This is a genomic window from Arthrobacter sp. Ld5, from assembly GCF_051172775.1.
GTDB lineage: Bacteria > Actinomycetota > Actinomycetes > Actinomycetales > Micrococcaceae > Arthrobacter_D.
In genome coordinates, this window is the sequence record NZ_JBPKBO010000008.1 from 1 (window position 1) to 1,095 (window position 1,095).

Here is a 1,095-nt window from a genome sequence, read left to right on the forward strand (position 1 = left end):
CTTGTTGTCAACCGGTGGAAGCAACATTGTCGGTGAGTAGTCGGGTGAAGACTTCCCGGGGTGTGAGGTAGCCCAGGGTGGCTCTCGGTCGGTCGTTGAGTTCGTCGGCGATGGCGTCGAGGTAGGGCTGGTGGCTGGTGATCTCGACGCCTTTGGGTAGGTATTCGCGGATCAGCCTGTTGGTGTTCTCGTTCGTGCCGCGCTCCCACGGCGAGTGGGGGTGGGCGAAGTAGACCGGCAGATCGGTGGCGACGGTGAGTTGGGCGTGGCGGGCCATTTCGGTGCCTTGGTCCCAGGTCAGGGATCCGCGCATCAGCGCCGGCAGGTCGTTCACCCGGTCGATGAGCACATCGGCCAGACCCGCGGCCTTTTTGCCCTCGGGCAGGCCCAGCATGATCAGGAACCGGCTCGAGCGCTCCACCAGGGTTGCGACCGCACTCCTGCCGGCCTTACCGACCACGAGGTCTCCTTCCCAGGAGCCCGGTATCCGCCGGTCCGCGGCAGTGTCCGGGCGGTCATCGATGCTGACCATGCCCACGATCCGGCCACCGGTGCGCTCACCCAGGGGTTTGCGGCGTTTCCGGGTGGTCTGCTTGGACTGCAGCAGGATGCCCTCGCGGGCGAGTTCGCCCTTGGGCATCGCGTAGATCCACCGGTAGATCGCTTCGTGTGAGACGGTGCGGCCCTGCGCGTCGGGAGATTTGACCATGCGTCCCACGCTGGAGTCCGCGGCCTCCAAACGCAAACGACCCGCGACCTGCCGCGGTGTCCGGGAGCCTCGGAGGTCCGCTTTCACCCGGGCCAGGAGGACCTGATCAGCGTCGATCTTGCGGACCTGCGGGCGCTTCCGACGGTCCTCGGCCCTGCAGTCAGCGGTCACCGGCTTATAGCCGCGGGTTCTCGTCGTGTTCCTGCGCCGTTCCCGCCACACCACCGTGTGATCCCGCCCGATGTCGGCTCCGATCCGCCGGTCGGAATGACCCGCTCGGATCCCAACCGCGATGTCCGCCCGATCCGAGAACGTCAATGCTCTGCGCCCCACCAGGCAACTCCCTCTATCCAGTTATGTTGTTGCTACGACGCTATGACACCAAG

1 protein-coding gene is annotated in these 1,095 nt (G+C 65.9%); it reads right to left on the reverse strand.

Features of this window, described 5'->3' with window-relative positions; all coding sequences use genetic code 11:
* Positions 1 to 7: 7 nt before the first annotated feature.
* Complete coding sequence (locus tag ACSGDB_RS04145; RefSeq protein WP_434992299.1) at positions 8 to 1,042, reverse strand: IS30 family transposase; 1,035 nt, start codon at positions 1,040 to 1,042, stop codon at positions 8 to 10.
* Between the last annotated feature and the right edge of the window lie 53 nt (positions 1,043 to 1,095).